The sequence below is a fragment of the Palleronia salina genome (genome assembly GCF_900141995.1).
Lineage (GTDB): Bacteria > Pseudomonadota > Alphaproteobacteria > Rhodobacterales > Rhodobacteraceae > Palleronia > Palleronia salina.
Window position 1 is genome coordinate 70448 of sequence record NZ_FQZA01000006.1, and the last position, 22040, is coordinate 92487.

Sequence of the window (22040 nt, forward strand, 5' to 3'; positions counted from 1 at the left end):
CCGGCCGGCCCCGCCAACTGACACAAAGGACGAGACATGGCCGACACGATGAAATTCGACCTGGTCAGCCCCGAGCGGCGCGTTGCGTCGATGCAGGTGACGGCGGTGCGCATCCCGGCCACCGAGGGCGACATGACCGCCATGCCCGATCACGCGCCGACCCTGACCACCCTGCGTCCGGGCGTCCTGCACGTGGAAGGCCCCGACGGCACCGTGGAATTCGTGGTGACCGGCGGCTTCGCCGAGATCGGCACCGAGGGCGTTTCGGTCCTGGCCGAGGAAAGCCTGCCGCGCGACGAGGTCACGCAAGAGACCATCGACCGCATGGTCGAAGAGGCGGCGCGGGCCCACGCCAAGGCCAAGGACCAGTTCGACAATCAGCCCGGTCCCGTGGACGACGCGGCCAAGCTGCTGTCGGACATGGTCGCCATGGGCGAGCATATCGGGCTGTCGCCCAAGCAGCCGTCGCTGTAAGCGGCGAGCGTCGCGGGCCACGCCACCGTGGCCCGCCCGTCGCCCCGTTGTCGCGATCCCGCGGATGAGGCGCTTTTCACCCCATAGCATCGGCATTCAGTCCGGACAGAAGATGCTATTCTCGGATTTCGCGCATAGCGGTCCCATGTGGACGGGCGAGGGGCCGCGCGAAGTGACCCAGCCGGTCGTCTTCGTCGAGCCCTTCCTCGAGGCGCCGCACGTCATGGTGTCGGTGGCGCTGTGGGACATCGACAGCGCGACGAACATGCGGGCCGATATCTCGGCGCAACGGGTGACGCCGGAGGGTTTTTCCATCGTCTTCAAGACTTGGGCCGACTCGCGCCTCGCGCGCGTGCGGGCCGACTGGACCGCGATCGGCGCCGTCGACGATCCCGATCTCTGGGACGTGGATTAACCTTAAAGGCACCGAATGCCATATCTTGGCCGCTTTGCCGCGTTACACCATGGCAGGTTCCAAGCACGACAGGCCATTTCCGGTGTCATTTCCCACCGCCCTTCGACGACCCTCCATTCCGCACCTCGCCATTCTCGCGACATGTCTCAGCCTGTTTGGCTACCTGATCACGGGATACTACGCGGCGCAGGATGCCGCGGCGCGGAAACTGGCGTTGCGCAACGCGCCGCCCGAGACCGTTTCGGTCGTGGATTTCGAACCCGCTCGCGATACCGGGCTGGCGCGCGAGGTTTCGATCCGCGCGCAGATCGAAACCTCCTTTGCCATGCGGCGGCCGATGATGCTGTACGGCCAGGCCGTTCACGCGCTGATCGTCCCCTTGCTGGCGCCGGATGCCACGATGTCGGCCAAGGCCGATCTGATTTTCGGCTATACCGTCATTCCCCTGCGCCGCGGCGAATCCGATAGCGAGGCGCTGCGCCGCGTCCTTCCCGAGACCGAGTTGGAGGGCCGCTATGGCCCCATCGTTTCGCTGGCCGGTCAGCGGCTGAGCCACCCGCGGCTGGCGACCCGCATCGCGAAACGCATTGCCCTGTGGGGTCGCGACGCGGTGCGCCAGGGGCCGATGATCCTGCCCTTCGAAGGCCCACGGGCCGCCGCCCTGTCGAAGGTGCCGCACAGCAACTTCCGCCAGTTCTTTCTGTGGCTGACCTTCGCCGGGATCACGGCATCGGCGGTCCTGCTCCGGGCGCAGTCCCAGATTGCACGTGACCGGCGGCTTTCGCGGGTGGATCGTCACAGGGCCTGGTCGAAGGACGTGACCTCGGCCAAGGGGGCCCACAGCTTCGTACCGTTGATCGAGCAGGAAAGCCTGGGCCGCAGCCCCGACAAGGACCAGCGGTCCGGCCCGGCGGCAATTTTGCAGCGGATCTGGCCGCTGCGCGGACGCTAGAAGTCGATCTCGACCCCCGGCAGGTCCAAGGCCTTCAGAAGGTCGCGCACCTCCTGCCGGGCAGCGACATTGGACAGGTTCATGCCGCCCACGCCGATATCGCGCAGGTCCAGCAGCGTCAGGCCGCGGGGGAACAGCTCGCGGAAGATCACGCGCTCGGAAAAGCCGGGGGCCACGCGGAAGCCGATGCGCTTGGCGAGGTTCGTCAGCGCTTCGCCCATCTTCTTCTTGTTGTGCATCTGCTGCGCGCCGACGCGGTTGCGCACCACGATCCAGTCGATAGGCTTCAGCCCGGCCCGCGCCCGCAGCTGGCGGGCATTCCAGACCATTTCCGAGTAGACCGACGGCCCGAGGATCTTGTTGGTGGTGCCGTCCACCCGGGCCAGCAGGTCGAAATCGACGAAACTGTCGTTGAGCGGCGTGATCAGCGTGTCGGCCAGCGAATGGGCCACCTGGCTCAGGCGGGTGTGCGAGCCGGGGCAGTCGATCAGGATGAAGTCCACGTCTTCCTCGAGCCCCGCCACGGCGGCCGAGAGACGCCGATCGTGTATGTTCTCGCCCGGCTCGAGCGCGTCCTGCGCGATGTCGGGCAACTGGCGAAAGCTGGGGGAGGGCAGGTCGACACCCGACTTCGCGATATAGGCCAGGCGGTTTTCGACGTAGCGACCCAGGCTCTGTTGCCGCAGGTCGAGGTCCAGCGCGCCGACCCGGTGCCCCATGCGAACCAGGGCGGTGGCCACGTGCATCGAGGTCGTGGACTTGCCCGACCCGCCCTTTTCGTTCCCCACAACGATAATATGCGCCATGTCCGCCCCTTGCCCGTGCCCGTCGTCCGGTTGTCCCGGTTTGGCGCGACTATATGGGCGCCCGCCGCGCGTTGGAAGCGATGGCGGGCGCGGGGAGGCACCATCGTTGCGTTAATGATGCCCGATTGCCCCGCGCTGCCACGGGGCCGCAACGAAAAACGCCGCCCCGGTCGGGGGCGGCGTCGCAATCTCGAAAAGGCGAAAGGCTCAGAAGCCCAGGCCTTCGTACTTCTTCTTGAACTTCGACACGCGGCCGCCGGTGTCCATCAGGCGGGTCGAGCCGCCGGTCCAGGCCGGGTGCACCGAGGGGTCGATGTCCAGCGCCAGCTGGTCGCCTTCGCTGCCCCAGGTCGAGCGCATCTGGACCACGTCGCCGTTGGTCATCTTGACGTCGATGACGTGATAGTCGGGATGGGTGTTCTTTTTCATGGGGCTGCTCCTCAGGCTTCGGCGCCGCGGCCCTTGGGGGCGCGATAGTTGGTGACCTCGGCGATACGGGCGGATTTGCCGCGACGCGCGCGCAGGTAATACAGCTTCGACCGGCGGACCTTGCCGCGGCGCACCACGGTGATGCTGTCGATATTGGTCGAGTGCAGGGGGAACACGCGCTCGACGCCTTCGCCGAAGCTGATCTTGCGAACGGTGAAGCTGCCCGCGATGCCGGCGCCGTTCTTGCGGCTGATGCAGACGCCTTCGTAGGCCTGCACGCGGGTCCGCGTGCCTTCCGTCACCTTGTAGCCGACGCGGATGGTGTCACCCGCCTTGAAATCGGGAATGTCCTTGCCAAGCTCGGCGACTTGCTCGGCTTCGAGTTGTGCGATCAGATCCATCCGAAACGCTCCTTCATGATGTGCCCGCGGTTTTTCCGCGAAGATATGCGCTGCGCGAGAGCTCTGGTCTTCGTCCCGGGTCCATGGCGCGGTATCGGCCCGCGCGATGCCCGCCAGAGGTCAGGCCGCTTTCCTTTCCGAACTGTCCCCCTGGAACCCGCATCGGCCGAAGGTGCCGGAGCCACAGGACAACAGGCCCGACGACTCGATCCGAGCCGCAGACAGGCGCGGTATAGGGGCAGTGGGTCGTGGGATCAAGCCCGCTCAGGCGTCGTCATCGCCCTTGTTCGCAAGGTACTCGGCCCAGAGATCCGGACGCCGTTCGCGCGTCAGGCGCTCGGCCTCGGAGTGCCGCCACGCGGCCACGCGGCCGTGGTGGCCCGAGGTCAAAACCTCGGGGATGTCGCGCCCGTTCCAGGTGGCTGGACGGGTGTAATGGGGCGCTTCGAGCAGGCCGCGCGCGAAGCTTTCCTCCTCGGTGCTGGCCTCGTTGCCCAGCACGCCGGGCAGCAGGCGCACGGTGGCGTCGATCATGGCCTGCGCTGCGATCTCGCCCCCGGTCAGGACAAAATCGCCGAGGCTGACCTCCTCGATCTCCCATTCGTCCAGCACCCGCTGGTCGACGCCCTCGAACCGGCCGCAGAGCATCGTGATGCCCCTTGCCGCGGACCAGCGGCGGGCGGTGGCTTGGTCGAAGGGTTTGCCGCGCGGGCTGAGATAGACGATGGGCCAGGCGGCCCGGTCCATGGGCGCGCCGCGCATGGCGTGGCGTAGCGCGCGGTCGACCACGTCGGCGCGCAGCACCATGCCCGCGCCACCGCCCGCGGGCGTGTCGTCGACGTTGCGGTGGCGGCCCTCGCCGAAGGGGCGCAGGTCCACGGGGTGAAGCTGCCACACCCCTTCCTGCAACGCGCGGCCGGTCAAGGACGCGCCCAGCACGCCGGGAAAGACATCGGGGAACAAGGTCACGACGCGGGCGTGCCAGGCGTCCTTCAGCACCGGGCGTTCGCCCATCAGCTCGGACGGGCGGCGCGAGGCCGTGACGCTGACCCGACCGTGGGACCGGCTAGGGGCGTCACTCATCGGGGAACAGCCCGTCGGGCGGGTCGGCCACGATGCGGCCCGCCGTCACGTCTACCGTTGGCACCGCCTGCCGCGTGAAGGGCAGCAGCACGGTATCCGACCGGCCCTTCAGCGCGATTTCCAGCAGGTCCGACGCGCCGTGGTTCAGCACGGCCTTCACCCGGCCAAGCGCGGTGCCGCCGGTATCGACCACCGAAAGGTTGATCAGATCGGCGTGGTAGTATTCGTCGTCGTCCGGGGCCGGGAGCCTGTCGCGCGGAATGTAAAGCCGCGTGCCCTTCAAGCTCTCGGCGGCCTCCTTGCTGGTGACGCCTGAGATGCGGGCGGCGAAGCCGTTCTTGATCGGGCGGTCGAGCGTCACGTCGAAGCTGCGCGATCCGTCCTCGGTGGTCAGCGGAGAATAGTCGCCGATGGCGTCGGGCTCGGCGCAGAAGCTTTTCAGCCGCACGTCCCCGCGCACGCCGAAGGCGCCCGCGATCGCACCGACGCAGACACGTTCACCCATGGATCACTCCGGGGAAGGGATGGGGGCGGTGTGAACCGCCCCCGGTCCAAGGATCATTCGGCATCGGCCGCGGCGGGCGCCTCGGCGGCGGCAGCGGCCTTGTCGGCCTTCTCCTGCGCGCGCTCCTGCGCCTTCTTGCCGGGCTGGGCCTTCTTCATGTTGGCGCGCTCTTTCTTCTCGCGCAGGCCGGCGGCCTCGAGGAATCGCTGGATGCGGTCGGTGGGCTGCGCGCCCTGATCCAGCCAGTACTGGATGCGCTCGGCGTTCATCTTGACGCGGTCCTCGCTGTCCTTGGGCAGCAGCGGGTTATAGGTGCCCAGCTTCTCGACGAAGCGGCCATCGCGGGCGTAACGGCTGTCGGCCGCGACGATGGAGTAGTGGGGGCGCTTCTTGCTGCCGCCACGGGCAAGACGGATTTTCATGGCCATATCAGTGGTCTCCTGAGATTTTCTTGTGGTGTTGGATGACTTCCGCAATGACGAAAGCCAGAAGTTTCTTCGCGAAATCGGGGTCCAGATCCGCCTCTTTCGCCAAGGATTCCAGCCGTGCGATTTGCCGGGCCTCGCGGTCCGGGTCGCTCGGGGGAAGGTCGTGCTGGGCCTTCAGATGGCCCACGTCCTGGGTGTGCTTGAACCGCTCGCCCAGGGTGTAGATGAGGATCGCGTCCAGCCGGTCGATGCTGGCGCGGTGCTTGGCCAGCAGCTCGGCGGCGCGTTCGGTATCGGTGGGGCGCGTCGAGGTCATGCCGCCACCCCCTTGCGCGCGTCGCGCCACTGGAAGCCGATCATGCCCAGCACCATCGACGCGAAGAAGACGAGGCCCGGCCAGCCGCCGAAGGACAGCGACGCGATGGCGGGACCGGGGCAGAGACCCACGAGCGCCCACCCGGCGCCGAAAAGGGCCGCGCCCCCCAGCAGCCGCGCGTTGATGATCGCGGCGGGACGCGCGGGCAGGGGCTCACCCGTCAGCGACAGGCGGCGGCGTCCCGCGACGACCCACGCGACGGCCATGGGCAGGATCGCGCCGCCCATCACGAAGGCCAGCGTCGGGTCCCAAGCGCCGAACAGGTCGAGGAAGCCCTGCACCTTCGCGGTGTCGGTCATGCCCGACACCAGGAGGCCCAGCCCGAACAGGGCGCCCGAAAGAAGCGAGATCGCGGCGCGCATCAGATCACCCCCAGGACGTGACGGCCCACGGCCATGACGACGACGCCGACCGCGACGAAGGTGACGGTGGCGGCGATCCCCCGGGGGCTGAGGCGCGACATTCCGCAGACCCCGTGACCCGACGTGCAGCCGTTGCCCAGCCGTGTGCCGTAGCCCACCAGGAGGCCCGCCAGAACCAGCAGGACCGGGTTGGTGGTGGCGTTGGTCTCGGCCCCGCCCATGGCCCAGGCGGCGATGGCGGGCGCCCCCACCAGGCCGACAACGAACAGCGCCCGGCCTTGCCAGACGGTCGAGCCCACGCTTTGCCACAAGCCCGCGATGACGCCCGAGGCACCCATGATGCGCCCGTCACCCAGCAGGTAGATGGCGGCCGCGATGCCGATCATCAGCCCGCCCAGCAGGCCGTATATCCAGTCCATCGGGATCATGCGGCCTCCAGCGGGTGCTGCCAGACCTCGCACCCGGCGTCATGCGCGGCGCGGGTGCCATCGGTCGTGGCGCCCAGCTTGCGCGCCAGGGCCTTCGACGGGGCATTGCCGGGGTCGATATAGCTGACCAGCCGTTCGGGGCCGAGGGTCTTCACCGTCCAGTCACGCGCGGCGATCGCGGCCTCGTGCCCGAAACCGCGTCCCTGCGCCTGCGGGTAGATGACCCAGCCGATTTCAATGTCGTCCACATGCGGCGGGAAATGCGGCCCGACGAAACCGACGCTGGCGCCGCTGTCGCGCTCATCGACCCAGAACCAGCCATAACCCTTCAGCGTCCAATGCCCGGCCATGGCCGAGAACCAGCGATACGCCGTCCGATCGTCGAGCGGTCCGCCGACCCAACCGGCATCGTCCGACCCGTAGTACGCGGCGAAGGGCCCGAAATCGTCCATGACGGGCTGGCGCAGGGTCAGCCGTTCGGTCGTAAGGGTGGGACCGGTGATATGGGCGTGCAGCGACATCAGCGATCCACCACACCCATGACCACGGCGCCGCGCGCCGCGGGGCGCAGGCGGATGGCGTCATTGCGCGTCTGAAGATCGCGGCCCAGTCTCATTTCTTCTTCCCGAAGCCGGAAAGGCCGGGGGGCAGGCCGCCCGCGCCGCCGAAGGGGTTGCCACCCATGCCACCCATGCCGCCGGGGCCACCCATCTTGCCGAGCTGGGATTGCGCCTCGGCCATCTGCTCCTCGCTGGGGCCGCCCTTGCCGAACATGCCGGCCATGGCCTTTTTCAGCATGCCGCCCTTGCCCATTTTCTTCATCATGTCAGCCATTTGGCGGTGCATCTTGAGAAGCTTGTTGAGGTCGCTGACCTCGAGCCCCGCACCCTTGGCGATCCGCTTCTTGCGGCTGGCCTGGAGGATCTGCGGATTGGCGCGCTCCTTCTTGGTCATGGACTGGATCAGCGCGATCTGGCGGGTCAGGATCTTGTCGTCGAAGCCCGCGTCCTGCACCTGCTTGGCCATCTTGCCCATGCCGGGCATCATGCCCATCATTCCTTCCATGCCGCCCATCTTGATCATCTGTTCAAGCTGTTGGCGCAGGTCGTTCATGTTGAACTGACCCTTCTGGAAACGCTTCATCATGCGCTCGGCCTGCTCGGCCTCGAGCGTTTGCTGCGCCTTCTCGACCAGCGCGACGATGTCGCCCATCCCGAGGATGCGGCCGGCGATGCGCTCGGGCTCGAAGGTCTCCAGCGCGTCCATCTTTTCGCCCAGGCCCACGAACTTGATGGGCTTGCCGGTGACCGCGCGCATGGAGAGCGCCGCGCCGCCGCGACCGTCGCCGTCCATCCGGGTGAGGACCACGCCCGAGACGCCGATCTTGTCGTCGAACTCGGTCGCGACGTTCACGGCGTCCTGGCCGGTCAGGCCGTCCACCACCAGCAGCGTTTCGCGCGGGTTTGCGACGTCGCGCACCTCGGCGGCCTGGGCGATGAGCTCGGCGTCGATATGCAGCCGGCCCGCGGTGTCGAGCATGTAGACGTCGTAGCCGCCCAGCGTCGCCTGCTGCTTGGCGCGCTTGGCGATCTGCACCGGCGTCTCGCCCTTCACGATGGGCAGGGTGTCGACGCCGATCTGCTGGCCCAGCACCTGGAGCTGTTCCATGGCGGCGGGGCGGTTGGTGTCGAGCGAGGCCATGAGCACGCGCTTGCGCTCGCGCTCGTGCAGGCGCTTGGCGAGCTTCGCGGTGGTCGTGGTCTTGCCCGAGCCCTGCAGGCCCACCATCAGGATGGGGGCGGGGGCATTGTCGATGCGCAGTTTGCCGGGGTCGGGGTCGTCGCCCGCCAGCACGTGCTTCAGCTCGTCATGGACGATCTTGATGACCTGCTGGCCCGGGGTGACCGACTTTGTCACCGCGGACCCGGTGGCCTTGGCCTGCACGGCCTTCACGAAATCGCGGGCCACGGGCAGCGACACGTCCGCCTCCAGCAGGGCCACGCGCACCTCGCGCAGGGCGGTCTTGACGTCGTCCTCGCTCAGCGCACCCTGCTTGGTCAGCCGGTCGAACACGCCGCCAAGGCGCTCTGACAGATTCTCGAACATGCGAGATCCTTTCAATGTCTTGCGAACCTATCCCCGCAGATAAGGTCCGACCGGCCAAACGACAAACGCTCCCACGGGCGCAACGCGCTGGTGGGAGGCGATCCCCCCGCAAACCGGGGGGACCGGAAGTGACGGGACTTCCGGAATACGTCGGGGCGTATGCAGAAGCCCGCGCGTGGTGTCAACCCGCGCGGGCCACGTGGGATCAGTCGCGCATGTCCTGCGCCGCGCCTGTGACGGCCTCGAAGGCGTCTTCGCGCTGTTCCTCGATGTCGTCCTCGAGGTCGGCCAGGTCATCGGCGAAACCGCCGCCGGGGGCCTCGCCGGTGCTGCGGTAGCGGCGGGCCGTGTCGGCGATGCGGCCGCGGTTCATCCAGGCGGTCAAAGCGGCGGGCACCAGCAGGACGGCGCCCGCGATGGCGGCGATGCGACCCATGTCGGCCATGCGATCGTTGCGGGCACTGTGGAAATCCAGGTCGTCGCCCAGATCGGTCAGCCGCGATTCGAGCCGCCTCAGCTGACCCTCGACGCTGTCGTCGTGCATGACGTCGCGCACCCGGGCGGGCAGGCGGCGCATGCGTTCGGGGCCGGCGGCGGCGGCGAGGGCGGCGGGCAGAGCGACGGCGGCGGCGGCCAGGGCGATGTTGCGGGTCGTTGGTGTCATGATGCGATCCTTTCCCGGTTTCGGCTTTGGCGTCCCAACATGCGGCGCAAGCGCGCGGTTCCGGCGCGCGGTGTCCGTCTTCGCGAAGGGGTGATTGGATCTGCGCTGAAAAACGTATAATTATGAAAACGGCAATTCAGTTCACGGACGCACACATGACGATCACAGCCTGGGATGAAATCAGAACCGCCTACCACGTGGCACGGCTCGGCACCGTTTCAGGCGCGGCGGAGGCTCTTGGCGTTCACCACGCCACCGTGATCCGCCATGTCGACGCGCTGGAGGCGACGCTGGGCGTGAAGCTTTTCCAGCGCCACGCACGCGGCTACACCGCGACCGAGGCCGGGATGGACATGCTGCAGGTGGCGCAGGCGACCGATGACCAGTTCGCCCAGCTCGTCAGCCGGATCAAGGGGCAGGGCGACGGGGTCGAGGGCGAACTGATCGTCACGTCCTTGGGCGCCTTTTCCTACCTGGTCACCCCGGCGCTGGTGGATTTTCAGTTGCAGCATCCGAACCTGGTGGTGCGGTCGTTGACCGACGAACGGGTCTATCGGCTGGAGTACGGCGAGGCCCATGTCGCGATCCGGGCGGGGGCCGCCCCCGAGGAGCCCGACAACGTGGCCCAGAAATTCGGGTACCAGAATTACGCGCTTTACGGGTCCGAAGCCTATGTCGCGCGGTGCGGCATGCCCGAATCGCAGGCAGACCTACAGCAGCACACCTTCGTGGCCCATGATGACGAATCGATGCGCGCCCCGTCGCACCGCTGGCTCACCGCGAACATACCGCAGGAAAACAGGCGATTCCGGGCAACCGACGATCGGGTGATCCGGGACGCCATCGCCGCCGGTGCAGGTTTGGGATTCCTGCCTGAAATTTGTGCAAACGAGATCGGTGGCCTGGTGCAGGTGGCGCCGTCACGCCCGGAATGGGCCGTGCCGCTGTGGCTCGTGACCCATGTGGATCTGCATAGAACAGCCAAAGTTCAGGCTTTGCTGTCCTATCTCAAGGATCTCAGCCGCTCGTGGTAGGCCGCCCGGGCAGTCAAGAAAAATTACCGCGAAGGCGCGGCTTTCTGCCGAGCGTGCCGCAAAGCAGCAGACAGGCCGGCCAAAACGTGCTACTTCTGCACCTGCATGATTTGGGAACTTGCGTCGTTTTCTGCCCACAACTATAGTGTTGGACACCCCATTATTTTCGACACCGAGGGGACCATTATGGACATCAAGAAAATTGCGATCGGCCTGACCGCTGCGCTTCTCATCACCCAGCCCGCGCTGGCTCAGGACGCCGATGACGACGATCAGACGGTTCTGCTGGCGCCGAACTCGAGCGGGCCTCAGGGCTTCGCTGGCCTCGGCGGTGCCGAGAGCGGTGTCGTGATCGGCGGCGCCATCGCGTTTGCCGCACTGCTGGCGATCATCGCCAACGACAGTTCCAGCACGACCACCACGCCGACGGCGGCTCCTGGCTCCTGATCCTCGCCCGTCCAGGGCAAGGCTTGACCGGAAAGGAAAAAAGCACCTCGGTCGGGTGCTTTTTTTCGTTTTTGGGGGTCTCTCCGGTGCGGCGGGGAACCACGCTGGCGCGGCGGCGTTTCGTCGCAGACTGACCCAAAAGAAAGCGCCAGCCGTGAACCAGATCATCTATCTCGTCGGACTTGTCGTCATCGTCGTCGCCATCGTTCAGTTCGTCCTGTGATGCGACGCGGCGGGAGTTAATCTCCCGCCCGGTCCGCCTCGACCAGGCTTTGCGCGGCGAGGAACTGTTCGAAGGCGTCCAGGTGCACGGGCTCGAACTGGCCGAAACCCTGCATCCAGGTGCTGGCCGCGGCCAGCGCGCCGGGATCGAGCTTGCACCACACCACGCGCCCGCGCCGCTCCTGCACGATGAGGCCCGCGCGGCTGAGCGTCGCCAGGTGCTTGGACACGGCCGCCAGCGAGATGTCGAACGGCGCGGCAACGTCGGTCACCGCCATGTCGTCCTCCAGCAACATCGACAGGATCGCGCGTCGCGTGGGGTCCGCGAGCGCGGCAAATACCTGGTCCAACCTGTCCGTCATGGTCTTGTCTCGTCGCACCGCGGGGCAGGGCGGTCAAGCGTTCCGGCGCGATGCTCAACGGCGGGGTTGAATATGGGGCATCGGCCCGGCCGTGAACCGGGAATCCTTTCGGCGCCTAAAATCCAAGAAAGTCAATGGCTTGGAGGGCGCTCCCCTCGCCTTGACTATTCCGGTGCCTCCGGCATAGGGTCCGCGCGTCTGGAAGGGGCTTTTGGTGGTCGACGACGAAATGCGGGACCGGATGCAGGCGCTGGAGCAGCGGCTGGCGGCCGCGCGGAAGGCGCAGGATCCCAAGCCCAGGACGGACGAACACTATTCCATGGCCAACATGGCCTGGCGCATGGTGACGGAACTGGTGGCCGGTCTGCTGATCGGCTTCGGCATCGGATACGGGCTGGACACGGTCCTGGGGACGATGCCGATCTTTCTCGTCATCTTCGTGCTGCTGGGCCTGGCCGCCGGCATCAACGTGATGCTGCGCACCGCGAAAGAGATCGGGGCCGAGGCGACTGACGCGCCGCCCAAGACGAAGGAAGACTGAGCATGGCGACAGCGAGCGACGGCGGATTCAACATCGCACCGATGGACCAGTTCGTGGTCCAGCCCCTGTTTTCCGATGGGCCCTTGGGCATGTTCACCGTTTCCAACGCGACGCTGTGGATGGCGCTTGCGGTGGTCTGCACCGTGCTGCTGCTGGTCGTGGGTTCGCGCGGGCGGGCCGTGATCCCTAGCCGCGCGCAATCGGTGGCCGAGCTGGCCTACGGTTTCGTCTACAAGATGGTGGAGGACGTGACCGGCAAGGACGCCGTGCGCTACTTCCCCTACATCATGACGCTGTTCATGTTCATCCTGATGGCGAACATGCTGGCGCTGATCCCGACCTCGTTCTCGCCCACGTCGCATATCGCCGTGACCGCCGTGCTGGCGCTGGCCGTGTTCATCGGCGTGACGGTCCTGGGCTTCGTCAAGAATGGCGCCTCGTTCCTCAGCCTGTTCTGGGTCTCCTCGGCCCCGCTGGCGCTGCGCCCGATCCTCGCCATCATCGAGCTGATCTCGTATTTCGTGCGCCCCGTCAGCCACTCGGTTCGTCTGGCCGGCAACATCACCGCGGGCCACGCCGTGCTGAAGGTCTTCGCGGGCTTCGCCGCGGCGCTGGGTGTCTTCTCGTTCCTGCCGATCCTCGCCATCACCGCGATCTACGCGCTCGAGGTTCTGGTGGCCTTCATCCAGGCTTACGTCTTCACGATCCTGACCTGCGTGTACCTGAAGGACGCGCTGCATCCGCATCACTGAGCACCGGCGGGGGGGAACCCCGCCAAACGCATCCCGGCGGTTCCCACCGCCACTGACACGAACTTCCAATTCAAGGAGAAAGATCATGGAAGGCGATATCGCAAACATGGGTCAATTCATCGGTGCCGGCATCGCGGGCCTCGGCGCCGGCGTGTCCGCTCTCGGTGTGGGCAACGTGGCCGCCAACTTCCTGTCGGGCGCCCTGCGCAACCCGTCGGCCGCCGCCGGCCAGACCGCGACGCTGTTCATCGGCATCGCGTTCGCCGAAGCCCTGGGGATCTTCTCGTTCCTCGTCGCGCTGCTGCTGATGTTCGCCGTCTGAGCGATCCCGATCTGCCGCAGACGCTGGGCGGGCCGCGCAGGTCCGCCCGGTCGCGTTATCGGATATCGAGGATAGACAGATGGCAACCGAACCCACCACAGCGGTCCTGACACCGGGCGACGCGCCGGCCGACGCCACCGGCATGCCGCAGCTGAACGTCGAGTCGTTCCCCAACCAGATCTTCTGGCTGGTGCTCGCGCTCATCGCGATCTACTTCGTGCTGTCCCGCGTGGCCCTGCCGCGCATCGCGTCGGTCCTGGCCGAACGCCAGGGCACCATCACGAACGACATCGCGGCGGCCGAAGAGCTGAAGCAGAAGGCGGCCGAGGCCGAGAAGGCCTACGAGAAGGCGCTGGCGGATGCCCGGGCCGAGGCCAATCGCATCGCCGAGGAAAACAAGGCCGAGATGCAGGCCGAGATCGACGCGGCCAACGCCCGCGCCGAGGCCGAGATCGCCGAGAAGATGGAAGCCTCTGAGGCGCGCATCGCCGAGATCCGCGACGGCGCCATGCAATCGGTCGAGACGGTCGCCAAGGAGACCGCCTACGCGGTCGTCGAGAGCCTGGGCTTCGACGCCGACCAGGGCCAGACCGATGCCGCCGTCGAGAAGCAGATGAAGGGAGCCGCGTGATGCGCAAGCTGACCATTTTGGCCGCGGCTCTGGCCCCGGCGCCCGCACTGGCCGCTTCGGGCCCGTTCTTCTCGCTGGCCAACACTGATTTCGTCGTGACCTGCGGCTTCATCGTGTTCCTGGGCATCCTGGTCTATTTCAAGGTGCCGCAGATGCTTCTGGGCATGCTCGACAAGCGGGCCGAGGGCATCAAGTCGGACCTGGCCGAGGCACGCGAGCTGCGGGAAGAGGCGCAGTCGCTGCTGGCCTCTTACGAGCGCAAGCAGAAGGACGTGCAGAACCAGGCCGACCGCATCGTCGCGGCCGCCCGGGAAGATGCGAAGGCGTCGGCCGAGAAGGCCAAGGCCGATCTAGAGGCGTCGCTGGAGCGGCGGCTTGAGGCGGCGAAGGACCAGATCGCCAGCGCCGAGGAAGACGCCATCCGCAGCGTCCGCAACCGTGCGGTTAACGTGGCCATCGCCGCCGCGCGCGACGTGCTGAGCTCGAAGATCGACGGCGGCAAGCAGTCCGCCTTGATCGACGACTCGATCAAGACGGTGGACGCCAAGCTGCACTGACCACCTTCTTCGGACCACAAAGAAAGGCCCGGCCGCATCGCGGGAGCCATTCCGAGTTGTAGGACATGGGCGGCAGGGAACTGTCGCCCGCTTGCATTCGTCATGCTGTCACGCGAACTGCGAGGATTAGTGCGGGTGATCGTGAGAGCATGGAGGGCTTGTCAAAACCTGTGCTGGCATCATGAGGGGAAAGATCAGCGAAAGCTGTTCAAAGAGTTGCTGATATTTTGTCGCGGCTGACTTTCGACGCAATCGAACAGGGACGCTCCTATTCTTGGGCCCTCCCGGCAACGCCAAGACGTTTCAACCACAAGGTCATCAACAGCATGCAGTGCGTTCAGCAACCCTTCAGCATTAGGTGGGTCGTCGACGGACCAGTGGACGGTCCAGAGGTGGTCTTGATCGGCCTCTATTGCTCGAAATGCTTCACTGACGATAAAGAGGGTCGTGGATGTTCCCGCTGGCTTCGGACCCACAACAGACCTTAGAACCCTGGGCACCTCCTCGTATCGAATGTAGAGAAGCGCGGTGTGAAGATCACTCAGACGGGGGTCGATCACCATGACTCCTTTGGTGCGCGGTATAGGGTGGCTGAGGGCCGCGAAGACCTTGGCGGCAGGGCTGTTTGGGTCCATGAGATACTCAAGGCGAGGGGCAGTCTCTCCGTTCTTGCGCGCCTCGGAGTTCGCCGACGAGGATCTGGCAAGGCCGGGCGGGTCGTCGTCGCGCGTCCATCGCCCATGGTGGCACAGGACGGCACCTTCCCACAGCTGCCAGCACGGTGACGGATTTTCGCCCGCACGTAGCACGGGATTTCCGTCAATTTCCCAGGTCCGCGTGCCTTCAGACTGAGCGGTGCCGGGCATACCGAGTAGGGCCGCAGAAAGAAGTATTGAAAGTGCGATCCATTGGGCCATGAATGAGATGTAGGACCAAGCATCACGGCACTGGAATCCTGGCCACCGCGCGGGAAGTTCGATCTTCCCGCTGTTGCACTCCCTGATGGCGGAAGAATCGGGTGAGGTTAGGTCGTAAAAACAATTGCCTGCCGACATCTTGGTCGGCAGGCTGGTAGGGCGCGTGTCCTACAAGTCGGAATGGCTCCCGCATCGCGCGACCGGGCTTTTTTCGTGTCCAGGCTGCCGTGGCGCGCCCGGCTTTGGGGCGCGCCACGCCGGACCGTTACTGGTTGATCGGGCGGATGATGATTTGCACCCGGCGGTTCTGCGCGCGACCCTCGGGCGTCGCGTTGCTGGCGATGGGCTGCGAGAAGCCGTAGCCGACCGAGGTCAGGCGCCCCGAAGCCACGCCGTTCTGCAGCAGGATCGAGGTGACGGACTGCGCGCGACGCTCGGACAGGTCCTGGTTGTAGGCGGCGCTGCCGGTGTTGTCGGTGTGGCCCTGCACCTCGACCAGCGACTGCGGATAGCGGTTCAGGCTCGCGGCCAGGACGCGCAGGTCGCTTTGCAGGGTGGGGGCGACGCTGGCGCTGTCGGTGGCGAACAGGATGTCCTGCGGCATCCGCACGATCAACTCGTTGCCGGTGTTGATGACGTCGATCTCGCCGTTGGCGAAGTTGTTGCGCAGGTCGGCGGCCTGGCGGTCCAGGAAGGTGCCGACCACGGCGCCGGTGCCGGCGCCGATCACGGCGCCCACGGCGGCGTTGCGCAGCCGGTCATCGCCGGATTCGCGGGTGGCGCCGGCCAGGGCGCCCAGGCCCGCACCGACAAGCGCGCCGGTGGCGGCGCGATTGCGCTCGCCCGTCGCGGGCTGGTTGACGCAGGCCCCCAGCGCCAGAAGGCTGGCCGAGGCCAGCAGGATCGGGGTGTTCAGAATTCGCATTGTGTCCTCATGGATGGGGAATAGTCGCACATCTCGCAGGCGAATATAGAACAGGCACCGCCCAGTGCACGCCGAATCCGCAGTCTGGCGAAGTCTTGCCGGTTTCCCGACCGGCAAGGAACCGGTCACTCGGCGGGGGCGAACCCGGTCTGGGCCGCCTCGACCGCCAGCATGGCGCGCTTCACGGGCAGCCCCCAGTGATAGCCGCCGAGGCCCCCGGATTTGCGCACCGCGCGATGGCACGGGATCAACCAGCTGATCGGGTTGCGGCCCACCGCCGTGCCCACGGCGCGCACGGCCTTGGGGTTGCCGATGCGCGCCGCGATCTCGCCGTAGGTGGTGACATGGCCCGAGGGGATGGAAAGCAGCGCCTCCCAGACCTTGATCTGGAACGGGGCGCCGATGAGGTGCAGCTCGCTTTCCGCCCCCTGGGTCACCGCCGCGTGCAGGTGCGGGGCCAGCGCCGCGTCGTCCCGGGAATAGACCGCATCGGGCCAGCGCGACTGCATGTCGGCCAGCGCGGCGGCGTCGCCGGTCTCCTCGGTGAAGGCCAGCCCGCACAGGCCCCGCGGCGTGGCAAGGCCCAGCATCCGCCCGAACGGCCCCGCGCCGTAGCCATAGGTGATCTCGAGTCCCGCACCCCGCCGGGCGTATTCGCCGGGGCTCATCGCTTCCCACCGCACGAACAGGTCGTGCAGCCGTCCCGCTCCCGACAGTCCGACCGCATCGGCGGTGGCCAGCGTGGTGAAGCGGCTGTCCAGCAGCCGCTTGGCGTGGCCCAGCGTCAGGTATTGCTGGAACCGCTTGGGGCTGACCCCGACCCAGCGGCTGAACAGGCGCTGGAAATGCGCGGGCGCCAGGTTCATCTCTTCGGCGATCTCGGCCAGGGTCAGGTCGCGCCCGTCCTCGGCATCCAGCCGGTCGATGGCGCGGCGCATGATCGGCCAGTAATAGCTGTCTTCGGTGCTGCCGGTCATGGCGGGCGGTCCCCTGAAATCGGTGTTGTCCCAGATCTAGCCGCGCGGCGCCGGTGGCGCGACCCGGATGTTGCGCATTGGGGGCGCGGTCGCCCGGGCCGGGATGCCGACAATTGTGATCACGCGCGCCGGGCGTGTGATCGCAAATCGCATGTTAGCGACCGTTGCGTCGAATTAGCCCGTGAATCCATGCGCCAACGGGCGTGACAGCGCCGTGGAAACCGTTAGATATGACGCAACGGCGACGGCCCCGGCCGCGCGCACCGATGCAAGGAGGTCCCATGGCCGACGTGAACCGCGGCAACCGCCCGCTGAGCCCGCATATCACCATCTACCGTCCGCAGCTGAACTCGATCACGTCGATCCTGACGCGGATCACCGGCAACGGTCTGATCGTGGGTGGCCTTCTGATGACCTGGTGGTTCGTCGCCGCCGCGATGGGTCCCGACGCCTTCGCCACCGCCGACGCGGTGCTGACCTCGTGGTTCGGCGACCTGGTGATGTTCCTGTCGCTCTGGGCGCTGTGGTATCACACGCTGACGGGCCTGCGGCACCTGATCTGGGACACCGGCCGGGGGCTGGACCTGCCCACCGCCGAGAAGCTCGGCTGGGCCTGCGTCGGCGGCTCGGTCGTCCTGACCATCCTGACCGCGCTCGTGATCTGAGGAGACCCGCCATGGCATACATGACCGACCGCAAGCGCGCCGAGGGGCTGGGATCCGCCAAGTCCGGCACCGATCACTTCTGGTCCATGACCAAAAGCTCCATCGGCCTTCTGATCCTTGTGCCGCTGTTCATCTTCACCTTCGGATCGGCGCTCGGCAGCGGCTACGAGCAAGTTGTCGCATATTATTCTCAGCCGTTTCCGGCCATCGTGGCCGCGCTGACGATCACGGTGGGCTGGGTGCACTTCAAGTCCGGCGCCCAGACCATGATCGAGGATTATTCGCACGGGCTGACCCGCCACCTGCTGATCGCCGGGGTCACCTGCATCTCATACGCCGCCATCGCCGCCGGGCTGTTCGCCCTTGTGCGGCTGGCGATCTGAACGGGAGTTTCCCATGGCCGCTTACGATTATACCACCCACAACTACGACGCCATCGTGGTGGGCGCGGGCGGATCGGGCCTGCGCGCCACGCTGGGCCTGGCCGAACAGGGCCTGCGCACCGCCTGCATCACCAAGGTGTTCCCGACCCGCAGCCACACGGTGGCCGCGCAGGGCGGCATCGCCGCGTCGCTGGGCAACATGGGCGACGACAACTGGCAGTGGCACATGTACGACACCGTGAAGGGGTCGGACTGGCTGGGTGACACCGACGCCATGGAATACCTCGCCCGCGAGGCGCCCAAGGCGGTCTACGAGCTCGAGCATTACGGCGTGCCGTTCTCGCGCACCGAGGAGGGCAAGATCTACCAGCGGCCCTTCGGCGGCCACACCACCCAGTTCGGCGAAGGCCCCCCGGTCCAGCGCACCTGCGCCGCCGCCGACCGCACCGGCCACGCCATCCTGCACACGCTGTATGGCCAGTCGCTGAAGAACGACGCCGAGTTCTACATCGAATACTTCGCCATCGACCTCATCATGTCCGAGGACGGGCAGTGCCAGGGCGTGGTGGCGTGGTGCCTGGAAGACGGCACGATCCATGTCTTCAACGCCAAGATGACCGTGCTGGCGACCGGTGGCTACGGCCGCGCCTATTTCAGCGCGACCAGCGCCCATACCTGCACCGGCGACGGCGGCGGCATGGTGGCCCGGCAGGGCCTGCCGCTGCAGGACATGGAATTCGTGCAGTTCCACCCCACCGGCATCTACGGCGCCGGCTGCCTGATCACCGAGGGCGCGCGGGGCGAGGGCGGTTACCTCACCAACTCCGAGGGCGAGCGGTTCATGGAGCGCTATGCGCCCACCTACAAGGATCTCGCCAGCCGTGACGTGGTCAGCCGCTGCATGACCATGGAGATCCGCGAGGGCCGCGGCGTGGGCAAGGACGGCGACCACATCCACCTGAACCTGAACCACCTTCCGAAAGAAGCGCTGCAGGAACGCCTGCCGGGCATCTCGGAATCGGCGCGCATCTTCGCCGGTGTCGACGTGACGAAGGAGCCGATCCCGGTTCTGCCCACCGTGCACTACAACATGGGCGGCATTCCGACGAACTACATGGGCGAGGTGCTGAACCCCATTGCCGACGATCCCGACCGGGTCGTGCCCGGCCTGATGGCCGTGGGCGAGGCCGGCTGCGCGTCGGTGCACGGCGCCAACCGCTTGGGCTCGAACTCGCTGATCGACCTCGTGGTGTTCGGCCGGGCGGCCGCCATCCAGGCCGGCAAGGTCGTGGACCGCAATTCGTCGAACCCCACGCTGAACCAGTCCTCGGTCGATGGGGCGCTGGCCCGCTTCGACGGCCTGCGCCACGCCAAGGGCGATACCTCGACCGCCGAGCTGCGGCTCGAGATGCAGAAGACCATGCAGCAGGACGCTGCCGTCTTCCGTGCCGACGAGACGCTGGCCGAGGGCGTCAAGAAGATGGAGAAGGTGGCCGACAAGCTGGACAATATCAGCGTGACCGACCGCTCGATGATCTGGAACAGCGACCTGATGGAAACGCTGGAGCTGACCAACCTGATGCCGAACGCGCTGGCCACCATCGTCAGCGCCGAGGCCCGGAAGGAAAGCCGCGGCGCCCACGCGCAGGAGGATCACCCCGACCGCGACGACGAGAACTGGCGCAAGCACACGCTGGCCTACGTCAATGGCGGCGTGAAGCTGGAGTACCGACCGGTGCACCTGAACCCGCTGCTGGGCCACAACGAGGGCGGCATCGACCTGGACAAGATCAAGCCGAAGGCGCGGGTATACTAAGCGGGCAGGGGGCTTTCCCCACCATGGATAGGAGATCCGGTATGAAAACGCTGATTCTGAGCTTGGTCGCGGGCCTTGCCCTGTCCGGCCCCGCGCTCGCGGGTGGATGGGGCGGTGGCGTCGGTGGCACGGGGCAATACGCCAGCTGCGCCGACCTGGCCGCTGCGGGTGCCGTGGCCGCGGGGACGACCTGCGTGGATGCCAGCGGAACGCTGGTCACGGTGTCGGCCGGGACGCATCGCCGGTTCTTCTGTCCCTATCCGCACCGCCCGTCGGACACGATCTTCGTGAACGGGTCGGGCTATATCATCAAGGACACGCTCCGCCGCCAACAGGGATGCCTGTGATCGCCCGTGCGGCGATCATATCCCTGGCCGGGCTGGCCGCTTGCGGTCCCATGTCTCCCGAAGCCGCGCAACGGGTGTGCGCCGACCGGGCGCGCGCCGCGGCGGGCCCGACCGGCACCGTCGGCATCGGCGTCGGCTCCGGTGGGGTCGCCACCGACCTGGAGATCGGCATCAGCAGCGATTTCATCCGCGGCCGCGATCCGCAGGCCGTCTACGACGACTGCATGGCGCGGCGCACGCAGGTCGGCGCCACGGTGAATGTCGAACGATGAGAGCACTCGTCACGAGCCTGTGCCTGGCCGGGCTGCTGGCGGCGTGCACGCCCGCCGACCGCGATCAGGTCACGCGCTCGGCCGCGCGCAGCGTGGTCAGCCGGGTGGTCGTGCAGCAGTTCCCGGGCGTCCCGGTGCAGCCTGCCATCGACTGCATCATCGACAACGCGACGACGCCCGAATTGGTGGGCCTGGCCTCGGACGCCGTGACCGGCCCGACGGCGGCCACGACCGAGGTCGTGACGCGCATCGCGTCGCGCCCGCCAACGATACAATGCCTGGTTGGCCAGGGCCTTCCCGCCCTGTTGCGCACCGGCGCCTGAGCTAAAGAGAAGAGGATGTCATGGTTCAACTGACCCTGCCCAAGAATTCCAAGATCCGGACCGGCAAGACCTGGCCCAAGCCCGAGGGCGCGACCAACATCAAGAAGTTCGAGATCTATCGCTGGTCCCCCGAGGATGGCGAGAACCCGCGCGTCGACACCTATTTCGTCGATCTCGATACCTGCGGCCCGATGATGCTGGACGCGCTGATCAAGATCAAAAACGAGATCGACCCGACCCTGACCTTCCGCCGCTCGTGCCGCGAAGGGATCTGCGGGTCCTGCGCGATGAATATCGACGGGATCAACACGCTGGCCTGCATTTACGGCATGGACGAGGTGAAGGGCGACGTGAAGATCTACCCGCTGCCGCACATGCCGGTGGTCAAGGATCTGATCCCCGACCTGACCCATTTCTACGCCCAGCACGCCGCCGTGATGCCCTGGCTGGAAACCAAGACGCAGCGCCCGCAAAAAGAATGGCGCCAGAGCATCGAGGACCGCAAGAAACTCGACGGTCTTTATGAATGCGTGATGTGCGCCTCGTGCTCGACCGCGTGCCCCAGCTACTGGTGGAACGGCGACAAGTTCCTTGGACCGGCCGCGCTGCTCCACGCGTATCGTTGGATCATCGACAGCCGGGACGAGGCCACGGGCGAGCGTCTCGACGACCTCGAGGATCCGTTCAAGCTCTATCGGTGCCACACGATCATGAACTGCGCGCGGACCTGCCCCAAGGGCCTGAACCCGTCCGCGGCCATCGCCGAGATCAAGAAACTGATGGTCGAACGCGCGGTCTGATCCCGCTTCCGAGCTTCAATTCCAACGCTGCCGCGCGCGATCGCGGCAGCGTTTCTTTTTTCAAAGCTCTTTTCGTCGTGTCGGGTGGGCTGGAACGAATTCCCGGGCGCACTGACTCGCGCGGTCCTTTCTCGCCAATGATCCGGCGGGAACGGTCCGAGCGATCGTATTGGCTAAATCCTAGCCATTTGAGACAAGTCTTATCCAATCGGATAGGATTGGCCGGTCCGCGATCCGGCCTGCCCAGGGAATGGACGGTGGCGATCGCGTCCGCCACGCGGGGCCAGCGACTGCCTTCGAATAGAAAAAGCCCGGCGA

At 66.7% G+C, this 22040-nt stretch carries 33 protein-coding genes; 18 read left to right on the forward strand and 15 right to left on the reverse strand.

Translation table 11 applies throughout. From position 1 onward, the window contains the following. Nucleotides 1–36 precede the first annotated feature (36 nt). The 3 genes from BUB76_RS10295 to BUB76_RS10305 all read left to right on the forward strand — a co-directional run bounded on the left by BUB76_RS10295 (nucleotide 37) and on the right by BUB76_RS10305 (nucleotide 1841). Nucleotides 37–474 carry a F0F1 ATP synthase subunit epsilon gene (locus BUB76_RS10295; RefSeq protein WP_073128700.1) on the forward strand — a complete coding sequence of 146 codons (438 nt, stop codon included), beginning with the start codon at nucleotides 37–39 and terminating at the stop codon, nucleotides 472–474. A gap of 112 nt (nucleotides 475–586) precedes the next feature. Further along, nucleotides 587–889: an H-type lectin domain-containing protein gene (locus tag BUB76_RS10300; RefSeq protein WP_236737899.1), complete on the forward strand. Its 303-nt coding sequence runs from the start codon at nucleotides 587–589 to the stop codon at nucleotides 887–889. Nucleotides 890–971: 82 nt separating this feature from the next. After that, nucleotides 972–1841, forward strand: coding sequence for a hypothetical protein (locus BUB76_RS10305; RefSeq protein WP_139250844.1), 870 nt, complete (start codon nucleotides 972–974; stop codon nucleotides 1839–1841). On the opposite strand, the gene BUB76_RS10310 is transcribed toward BUB76_RS10305, so the two are convergent. The 12 genes from BUB76_RS10310 to BUB76_RS10365 all read right to left on the reverse strand — a co-directional run bounded on the left by BUB76_RS10310 (nucleotide 1838) and on the right by BUB76_RS10365 (nucleotide 9429). Continuing rightward, entirely contained in the window at nucleotides 1838–2647 is an 810-nt protein-coding gene (locus BUB76_RS10310; protein WP_073128703.1) for a division plane positioning ATPase MipZ, read from the reverse strand. The two genes, BUB76_RS10305 and BUB76_RS10310, sit on opposite strands and share 4 nt — an antisense overlap. A gap of 207 nt (nucleotides 2648–2854) precedes the next feature. Beyond that, a complete protein-coding gene (gene rpmE, locus BUB76_RS10315; protein WP_073128704.1) occupies nucleotides 2855–3076 on the reverse strand; it encodes a 50S ribosomal protein L31 in 222 nt (73 codons plus the stop codon). Nucleotides 3077–3087: 11 nt separating this feature from the next. Further along, nucleotides 3088–3477 carry a 50S ribosomal protein L19 gene (gene rplS / locus BUB76_RS10320; RefSeq protein WP_073128705.1) on the reverse strand — a complete coding sequence of 130 codons (390 nt, stop codon included), beginning with the start codon at nucleotides 3475–3477 and terminating at the stop codon, nucleotides 3088–3090. Nucleotides 3478–3741: 264 nt separating this feature from the next. Further along, complete coding sequence (gene trmD / locus BUB76_RS10325) at nucleotides 3742–4560, reverse strand: tRNA (guanosine(37)-N1)-methyltransferase TrmD (RefSeq protein WP_073128706.1); 819 nt, start codon at nucleotides 4558–4560, stop codon at nucleotides 3742–3744. Then, nucleotides 4553–5065 carry a ribosome maturation factor RimM gene (rimM, locus tag BUB76_RS10330; RefSeq protein WP_073128707.1) on the reverse strand — a complete coding sequence of 171 codons (513 nt, stop codon included), beginning with the start codon at nucleotides 5063–5065 and terminating at the stop codon, nucleotides 4553–4555. Before rimM ends, trmD begins: the two co-directional genes overlap by 8 nt. A 53-nt stretch (nucleotides 5066–5118) precedes the next feature. Continuing rightward, nucleotides 5119–5493 (reverse strand): 30S ribosomal protein S16, encoded by a 375-nt coding sequence (rpsP, locus tag BUB76_RS10335; RefSeq protein WP_073128708.1) that lies wholly within the window; start codon nucleotides 5491–5493, stop codon nucleotides 5119–5121. 1 nt (nucleotide 5494) lies between these two features. After that, nucleotides 5495–5809, reverse strand: a complete 315-nt coding sequence (locus tag BUB76_RS10340; RefSeq protein ID WP_073128709.1) for a chorismate mutase — start codon at nucleotides 5807–5809, stop codon at nucleotides 5495–5497. Next, nucleotides 5806–6231 (reverse strand): DUF6691 family protein, encoded by a 426-nt coding sequence (locus tag BUB76_RS10345; protein WP_073128710.1) that lies wholly within the window; start codon nucleotides 6229–6231, stop codon nucleotides 5806–5808. Before BUB76_RS10345 ends, BUB76_RS10340 begins: the two co-directional genes overlap by 4 nt. Further along, the gene (locus BUB76_RS10350) at nucleotides 6231–6659 is read right to left on the reverse strand and encodes a YeeE/YedE family protein (protein ID WP_073128711.1); all 429 of its coding nucleotides are present in this window, start codon (nucleotides 6657–6659) and stop codon (nucleotides 6231–6233) included. Before BUB76_RS10350 ends, BUB76_RS10345 begins: the two co-directional genes overlap by 1 nt. Further along, nucleotides 6656–7180, reverse strand: coding sequence for a GNAT family N-acetyltransferase (locus tag BUB76_RS10355; RefSeq protein ID WP_073128712.1), 525 nt, complete (start codon nucleotides 7178–7180; stop codon nucleotides 6656–6658). The genes BUB76_RS10350 and BUB76_RS10355 overlap by 4 nt, the downstream gene beginning before the upstream one ends. Before the next feature lie 91 nt (nucleotides 7181–7271). Further along, nucleotides 7272–8765, reverse strand: coding sequence for a signal recognition particle protein (gene ffh / locus BUB76_RS10360; protein WP_073128713.1), 1494 nt, complete (start codon nucleotides 8763–8765; stop codon nucleotides 7272–7274). 205 nt (nucleotides 8766–8970) lie between these two features. Then, nucleotides 8971–9429: a hypothetical protein gene (locus tag BUB76_RS10365; RefSeq protein ID WP_073128714.1), complete on the reverse strand. Its 459-nt coding sequence runs from the start codon at nucleotides 9427–9429 to the stop codon at nucleotides 8971–8973. Between the two features lie 161 nt (nucleotides 9430–9590). Here BUB76_RS10365 and BUB76_RS10370 point away from each other — a divergent pair, with 161 nt between their 5' ends. The 3 genes from BUB76_RS10370 (at nucleotide 9591) to BUB76_RS17940 (ending at nucleotide 11133) form a co-directional block, all read left to right on the forward strand. Beyond that, nucleotides 9591–10463 carry a LysR family transcriptional regulator gene (locus BUB76_RS10370; protein ID WP_139250850.1) on the forward strand — a complete coding sequence of 291 codons (873 nt, stop codon included), beginning with the start codon at nucleotides 9591–9593 and terminating at the stop codon, nucleotides 10461–10463. Between the two features lie 186 nt (nucleotides 10464–10649). Next, complete coding sequence (locus BUB76_RS10375) at nucleotides 10650–10910, forward strand: hypothetical protein (protein ID WP_139250845.1); 261 nt, start codon at nucleotides 10650–10652, stop codon at nucleotides 10908–10910. Nucleotides 10911–10965: 55 nt separating this feature from the next. Beyond that, a complete protein-coding gene (locus BUB76_RS17940; protein ID WP_175550295.1) occupies nucleotides 10966–11133 on the forward strand; it encodes a hypothetical protein in 168 nt (55 codons plus the stop codon). 16 nt (nucleotides 11134–11149) lie between these two features. Here the strand turns inward: BUB76_RS17940 and BUB76_RS10380 are convergent, their stop codons facing one another. Then, nucleotides 11150–11494, reverse strand: coding sequence for an ArsR/SmtB family transcription factor (locus tag BUB76_RS10380; protein ID WP_073128717.1), 345 nt, complete (start codon nucleotides 11492–11494; stop codon nucleotides 11150–11152). Between the two features lie 229 nt (nucleotides 11495–11723). On the opposite strand from BUB76_RS10380, the gene BUB76_RS10385 reads away from it, so the two are divergent. The 5 genes from BUB76_RS10385 to BUB76_RS10405 all read left to right on the forward strand — a co-directional run bounded on the left by BUB76_RS10385 (nucleotide 11724) and on the right by BUB76_RS10405 (nucleotide 14297). Next, the gene (locus BUB76_RS10385) at nucleotides 11724–12035 is read left to right on the forward strand and encodes an AtpZ/AtpI family protein (RefSeq protein ID WP_373280052.1); all 312 of its coding nucleotides are present in this window, start codon (nucleotides 11724–11726) and stop codon (nucleotides 12033–12035) included. Between the two features lie 2 nt (nucleotides 12036–12037). Beyond that, a complete protein-coding gene (locus BUB76_RS10390; RefSeq protein WP_073128718.1) occupies nucleotides 12038–12787 on the forward strand; it encodes a F0F1 ATP synthase subunit A in 750 nt (249 codons plus the stop codon). Between the two features lie 85 nt (nucleotides 12788–12872). Continuing rightward, nucleotides 12873–13109 carry a F0F1 ATP synthase subunit C gene (locus tag BUB76_RS10395; protein WP_073128719.1) on the forward strand — a complete coding sequence of 79 codons (237 nt, stop codon included), beginning with the start codon at nucleotides 12873–12875 and terminating at the stop codon, nucleotides 13107–13109. Nucleotides 13110–13188: 79 nt separating this feature from the next. Then, the gene (locus BUB76_RS10400; RefSeq protein WP_073128720.1) at nucleotides 13189–13740 is read left to right on the forward strand and encodes a F0F1 ATP synthase subunit B'; all 552 of its coding nucleotides are present in this window, start codon (nucleotides 13189–13191) and stop codon (nucleotides 13738–13740) included. Then, on the forward strand, nucleotides 13740–14297 hold the full coding sequence (locus tag BUB76_RS10405) for a F0F1 ATP synthase subunit B (protein ID WP_073128721.1): 558 nt from the start codon (nucleotides 13740–13742) through the stop codon (nucleotides 14295–14297). Before BUB76_RS10400 ends, BUB76_RS10405 begins: the two co-directional genes overlap by 1 nt. A gap of 1182 nt (nucleotides 14298–15479) precedes the next feature. Here BUB76_RS10405 and BUB76_RS10410 read toward each other — a convergent pair. Both BUB76_RS10410 and BUB76_RS10415 read right to left on the reverse strand, forming a co-directional pair. Next, the gene (locus tag BUB76_RS10410; protein ID WP_073128722.1) at nucleotides 15480–16139 is read right to left on the reverse strand and encodes a YiaD family glycine zipper/OmpA-like lipoprotein; all 660 of its coding nucleotides are present in this window, start codon (nucleotides 16137–16139) and stop codon (nucleotides 15480–15482) included. Nucleotides 16140–16264: 125 nt separating this feature from the next. Next, nucleotides 16265–17116: a bifunctional helix-turn-helix domain-containing protein/methylated-DNA--[protein]-cysteine S-methyltransferase gene (locus BUB76_RS10415; RefSeq protein ID WP_073128723.1), complete on the reverse strand. Its 852-nt coding sequence runs from the start codon at nucleotides 17114–17116 to the stop codon at nucleotides 16265–16267. A gap of 281 nt (nucleotides 17117–17397) precedes the next feature. Here BUB76_RS10415 and sdhC point away from each other — a divergent pair, with 281 nt between their 5' ends. The 7 genes from sdhC to BUB76_RS10450 are packed head-to-tail and all read left to right on the forward strand — an operon-like array spanning nucleotide 17398 to nucleotide 21722. Then, a complete protein-coding gene (gene sdhC / locus BUB76_RS10420; RefSeq protein WP_073128724.1) occupies nucleotides 17398–17781 on the forward strand; it encodes a succinate dehydrogenase, cytochrome b556 subunit in 384 nt (127 codons plus the stop codon). Between the two features lie 11 nt (nucleotides 17782–17792). After that, complete coding sequence (gene sdhD / locus BUB76_RS10425) at nucleotides 17793–18164, forward strand: succinate dehydrogenase, hydrophobic membrane anchor protein (RefSeq protein WP_073128725.1); 372 nt, start codon at nucleotides 17793–17795, stop codon at nucleotides 18162–18164. Between the two features lie 13 nt (nucleotides 18165–18177). Beyond that, nucleotides 18178–19980 (forward strand): succinate dehydrogenase flavoprotein subunit, encoded by a 1803-nt coding sequence (gene sdhA / locus BUB76_RS10430; RefSeq protein ID WP_073128726.1) that lies wholly within the window; start codon nucleotides 18178–18180, stop codon nucleotides 19978–19980. A 41-nt stretch (nucleotides 19981–20021) separates the two neighbouring features. Continuing rightward, complete coding sequence (locus BUB76_RS10435; protein WP_073128727.1) at nucleotides 20022–20327, forward strand: hypothetical protein; 306 nt, start codon at nucleotides 20022–20024, stop codon at nucleotides 20325–20327. Further along, nucleotides 20318–20599 carry a hypothetical protein gene (locus BUB76_RS10440; RefSeq protein WP_073128728.1) on the forward strand — a complete coding sequence of 94 codons (282 nt, stop codon included), beginning with the start codon at nucleotides 20318–20320 and terminating at the stop codon, nucleotides 20597–20599. Before BUB76_RS10435 ends, BUB76_RS10440 begins: the two co-directional genes overlap by 10 nt. Beyond that, nucleotides 20596–20922: a hypothetical protein gene (locus BUB76_RS10445; RefSeq protein ID WP_073128729.1), complete on the forward strand. Its 327-nt coding sequence runs from the start codon at nucleotides 20596–20598 to the stop codon at nucleotides 20920–20922. Before BUB76_RS10440 ends, BUB76_RS10445 begins: the two co-directional genes overlap by 4 nt. A 20-nt stretch (nucleotides 20923–20942) precedes the next feature. Further along, nucleotides 20943–21722, forward strand: a complete 780-nt coding sequence (locus BUB76_RS10450; RefSeq protein WP_073128730.1) for a succinate dehydrogenase iron-sulfur subunit — start codon at nucleotides 20943–20945, stop codon at nucleotides 21720–21722. The last annotated feature ends 318 nt before the right edge of the window (nucleotides 21723–22040 follow it).